Below are 5,204 nucleotides of genomic sequence, written 5' to 3'. Positions count from 1 at the left end.
ACCTCTTCCTGCGCCCGAAGCAGGAAACGATGACCATGCGCAACAACCCCTCGCAGACCGCGCTGCCGATCCGCAAGTGGGGCAGTTTCCTGCCCGGCAATGGTGTGGGCGGCGCGGGCCTGCACTGGAACGGTCAGACCTGGCGCTTCCTGCCGGACGATTTTCGCATCCGCAGCCACATCGTCGAGCGTTACGGCTCGGAGATCCTGCCGGGAGAAAATCACATCCAGGATTGGCCGGTCTCCTACGAGGAGCTCGAGCCCTATTACGACAAGTTCGAATATGTCGCCGGCATTTCGGGCAAGGCCGGCAACGTCAAGGGCGAGATCCAGAGCGGCGGCAATCCGTTCGAAGGGGCGAGGTCGCGGGATTACCCGACGCCTCCGATGACCCAGGGCTACGCGCAGGAACTGTTCACCAAGGCTGCGACCGGGCTTGGCCTGCATCCGTTTCCGCGGCCGTCAGGCAACATTTCCGTCGCCTACACCAATCCCTATGGCTGCAGCATGGCGCCCTGCACCTATTGCGGCTTCTGCGAGTGGTTCGGCTGCGCCAACTATTCCAAGGCCTCGCCGCAGACCTGCGTGCTGCCGGCGCTGATCCGCCAGCAGACCTTCGAGGCCCGCACCGAATGCGAGGTGACCAAGGTCAATCTGTCCGGCGATGGCAAGATGGCGACCGGCGTCAGCTATGTCGACGCTGATGGCACCGAATGGGAGCAGCCGGCCGACCTCGTGCTGGTCTGCGCCTTCAGCCTGTTCAACGTGCGCCTGCTGCTGCTGTCCGGCATCGGCAAGCCCTATGATGCGGCGAAGGACGAGGGCGTGGTCGGGCGCAACTATGCCTATCAGACCGGCTCCGGTTCGACAGCGTTCTTCGAGGACGTGAAGTTCAATCCCTTCGCCGCGGCTGGCTCGCTCGGCGTCGCGCTCGACGATTACAACAGCGACAATTTCGATCATGGTCCGCACGGTTTTGTCGGCGGCGCCTCGATCACGTCAGCCCATACCAATGGCCGGCCCATTCGCTTCCACCCGACGCCGCCGGGTACGCCGAGTTGGGGCAGCGCCTGGAAGAAGGCGGTTCGCGAGACCTATCAGAGGGTCACGAATATCGGCGCGCAGGGCAGCGTCATGAGCTATCGCAACAATTTTCTCGATCTCGATCCGACCTACAAGGATCCGCTCGGCCGGCCGCTGCTGCGCATGACCTTCGACTACCAGGACAATGAGCGCAAGATGGCCAACTGGATGGCCGAGCGCTGCGACGAGATCGCCAAGGCCATGGGTGCCAAGGCGACGCAGCTCAACCGCCTGACCGGCTCGTGGTCGGTGGTGCCGTATCAGACCACGCACAACACCGGCGGCGCGATCATGGGAAGCGATCCCAAAACCAGCGCGCTCAACCGCTATCTGCAGTCCTGGGACGTGTCCAATGTGTTCGTGATGGGTGCATCCGCCTTCCCGCAGAATGCCGGCTATAACCCGACCGGGACAGTCGGCGCGCTGACCTACTGGGCGGTCGACGCGATCCAGAAATATCTGAGATCGCCCGGCCCCCTGGTGCAGCCATGAGCTTTGGAGTGAAAAGCGCGCGCATGGCGAGGGCTGCGTGGCAGGGCGCTGCGATCGTGATCGCGTGCTTGATGATCCCTGCCGCTGCGCTGGCCGATCCGGACAATTATATCGCGATCACGCGCGGCAAGGCGCTGGCAACGGTCGGCGACTGTGTGGCGTGCCATACTGCGCCGGGCGGCACTCCATTCGCCGGTGGCCTGGCGCTGCAGACGCCCTTCGGCCCAATCATGACGCCCAACATCACGCCGGACAATACGAGCGGCATCGGCAGCTGGTCCGCCGACGATTTTGCACGTGCGATGCACGAGGGCCGACGGCCCGGCGGCACGTACCTCTATCCGGCCTTTCCCTATCCCTATTTCACCAGGGTGAGTCGCGCCGATACAGATGCGATCTACGCCTACCTGCGTTCACTTGCCCCGGTGGTCAATCGCGTCAATCGCAACACGCTGCCATTTCCCTTCAACATCCGATCGTCGATGCTGGGCTGGAATGCCCTGTTCTTCAAGCCCGCCGGCTTCGTTCCCGAAACTGGACGCTCGGAGGAGTTCAACCGCGGCGCCTATCTGGTCGAAGGCCTCGGCCATTGTGGCGCCTGCCATACGCCGCTCAACGCCCTCGGCGCCAACAAAGCCGACCAGTATCTGCAGGGCAGCCAGATCGATCATTGGACCGCGCCCAACATCACCAACGACAGACAGGTCGGCCTCGGCAAATGGTCAGTCGATGAGACGGTGCAATATCTGAAGACCGGGCAGGCCCGCGGCAGCATCGCGGGCGGGCCGATGAAAGACGTGATCGAGAACTCGACCTCGAAAATGCCGGAGGCCGATCTAAAGGCGATCGCGGTGTATCTGAAGGAGCGGGGTGCGGAAGGGCCGCCCCCAATGGCGGCGCTGCTGTCCTCCGATGCGCGCATGAAGCTCGGCGAAGCCATTTTCGTCGATACTTGCGCCGCCTGCCACAAGCGCAGCGGCGAGGGCGTTGCGCATATGTTTCCCCGGCTCGCGGGTAACGTGATTGCAACCCAGGACGATCCGGCCTCGCTGATGCGGATCATCCTGACCGGGGGACGAGCCGCCTCCACTGATGCGACGCCGACGGCGCCCGCGATGCCGTCCTTGGGCTATCGGCTCGGGGATGACCAGGTGGCAGCCGTCGTCACTTATGTGCGCAACAGCTGGGGCAATGCGGCCTCGCCTGTCTCGGCCGCGATGGTCAAGGCATTGCGCGAACGCGTATCTGCCGCGCGCGAATGAGCGGCCCGGTTCCATCGGACTTGCGGTGGAGGTGCAGGCCACCCATCTGACAAGCCCGAAGGAAAACTCGCCATGTTGGATATCACTTCAAATGTCTGGGATGACGGACAGCCATCAGCCCGCCCCACCGAAGCCGACGCTTCCGACGATCAGGTCCTGCTCGATGCCTATTCCAATGCCGTGATCGGCGTGACCGAGCGCGTCGGCCCGGCCGTCGTGCGAGTCGAGACCGGGCCCCTCGTGCGGACGGCGCGCGAGCGCGGCGGTCTCGGTTCCGGCATCGTCATTTCGCCTGACGGGCTGGTGCTAACCAACAGCCACGTCGTCGGCACGGCGAAGGAGATCCGCCTGCGCGACATCGAGGGCGTGGTCACCGAGGCGCGCGTGCTCGGCGTCGACCCCGACACCGATCTTGCGCTTTTGCGCGCCAGCGGCGCGCGCGACCTGCGGTATGCCTCGCTCGGCAATTCCAAGAGCCTGCGGCGCGGCCAGCTGGTGGTCGCGATCGGCAATCCGCTCGGTTTCGAGTCCACGGTCACCGCGGGCGTGGTGTCGGCCCTTGGCCGCTCCATCCGCTCGGTCTCGGGCCGCACCATCGAGGACGTGATCCAGACCGACGCGGCACTCAATCCCGGCAATTCCGGCGGGCCGCTGGTATCGTCGCAATCGGAGGTGATCGGGATCAACACGGCCATCATCAACGGCGCGCAGGGCATCTGCTTTGCAGTCGCCAGCAACACCGCGCAGTTCGTGCTGGCGGAGATCATCCGCCACGGCTACGTCCGCCGCGCCTATATCGGCGTCGCTGGCCAGACCGCGCCGGTGCCGCGGCGCCAAGCGGTCAATGCCGGGGTCGAGAACAAGATGGGCGCGCTGCTTGCGCAGATCGAGCCGGATGGGCCGGCGGCGCTGGCTGGGCTGCTGCCGGGCGACGTCGTCATCAAGCTAGATGGCATCGAGATCAACGGTGTCGACGACCTGATCCGCGTGCTCGATCGCGACCGCATCGGCCGGACGCTGGCAATGGACGTGCTGCGGCTGGGGCGCTTGCGGGCGATCGACATCCACCCCGTGGAGCGCAAGCCCGCGGCGCGGGCGGCGCTCGTGCCGTGATGGGACGTGCAGCGGCGGCCGCTACTTGTCATGCGTGCATTCGGCTGGTGAATCACGCGGACCTCAACAGTCTTCCCGACGTCTCGCTGGAGGGCGTCACCTATCGCGCCCTTGACCTGCCGACCGATCACGATGACCAAGCTCGGCGCGGACGCGCAGACGATGTCACCGCCATATGAATTCCAGCAATCGCGCAATAGACCGTCATACGTGTCGCCCGCGGCAAGTCTGGCGCCAGTTGGTAGAGCGCTGAGATGCTCGCATCGACTAGCCGCCTCAGCTTATCTGAAGGGTTCGAAATTCTATTAGGGTCGACGGCCTCGATGAACCGCAGTGTGCTGGAAACTTCCGCTTTCGGTGCACCGCACACATGGCTTGAGCTGCTGTTGGGATCGCCCCGGTCGCGATTGACCCCCAAGGCGACCCTTCACGTGCCCGGTATGTGGTCTAGCGTCGAGGGGATTTGGAGCGTCGCCTGGGGGAAAGTTGCACGCGACAACCGGCGCCCCACATCTTAGTAGATTGAGTGAGTGGCTGATCGTGGAGGAAGCGGAGCGTCGAAAGGTAAGCGATGACGCGGCGGAAAAGGCAAATGTCTTTGGCCGACGGAGTTGGGGCTGCGGTCGGGGCCGCCTTTGCTGGCGTCCCCCCCATTTTGCTCCAAAGCGGGGGCCTATTTCCGTTCTTGGGAGTGGCCATCATTGTATGTGTTACCAGTTGCATTCCTGATATTTCGGCGAGAACTCATACTTGACATCAAGGCCCTCGACGATCCCAACGACAATCCCCGCGCGAGCCGACTGATCGCCGAGCGCCGCGATCGCGGTCATTATGATGCGCAGACAGGACTCCTTAGTGCGCTACTGCTGCTAACGCTTGTCTCAGCAGTCTACCTGCACGAACGTTGGACCATCGCGGCATATATAGCCGCATTGATCGTCGTGATTACAACACTCTTGCTCGTGCGGCGCGCATTTAAGCGACGCAATCCAATTTGAGGGGATCACTTCTCCTGTTGGCCCGACGGAGAAATCTTCACGGCTGCCGTCAGTGTCGGCTGTCTGAGGTAGTGCGGACCAGATTTGTTCCAAGTGAGACTTTCGCCTCATGACCCACAACCGACATTCGGTCGGCATCTGCGAAGTTCAAGGAAGGGGCCATAGTTGTAAAATGTTGCAATGCACGCCCAGGCAGTTCTCGCATTTGAGCGCCGGTGTCCTCATTTGAATTTGAGAGTGTCCTGATTGGGCTGTTC

At 63.3% G+C, this 5,204-nt stretch carries 3 protein-coding genes; all 3 read left to right on the top strand.

Annotated features, from left to right (window positions below; genetic code table 11):
• Positions 1–1,574, top strand: a 1,574-nt coding sequence (locus JOZ76_RS16270) for a GMC family oxidoreductase (protein WP_291699703.1), incomplete at its 5' end; no start/stop codon positions are given.
• Between the two features lie 23 nt (positions 1,575–1,597).
• A complete protein-coding gene (locus JOZ76_RS16265) occupies positions 1,598–2,836 on the top strand; it encodes a c-type cytochrome (RefSeq protein WP_291699700.1) in 1,239 nt (412 codons plus the stop codon).
• Between the two features lie 72 nt (positions 2,837–2,908).
• Positions 2,909–3,949, top strand: coding sequence for a S1C family serine protease (locus JOZ76_RS16260; RefSeq protein ID WP_291699698.1), 1,041 nt, complete (start codon positions 2,909–2,911; stop codon positions 3,947–3,949).
• The last annotated feature ends 1,255 nt before the right edge of the window (positions 3,950–5,204 follow it).

The sequence above is a fragment of the Bradyrhizobium sp. genome (assembly GCF_019244115.1).
In the GTDB taxonomy this organism is placed as follows: Bacteria; Pseudomonadota; Alphaproteobacteria; order Rhizobiales; family Xanthobacteraceae; genus Bradyrhizobium.
The sequence above is the reverse complement of the archived record's forward strand: the minus strand, read 5'-3'. Positions and strand labels throughout refer to the sequence as shown.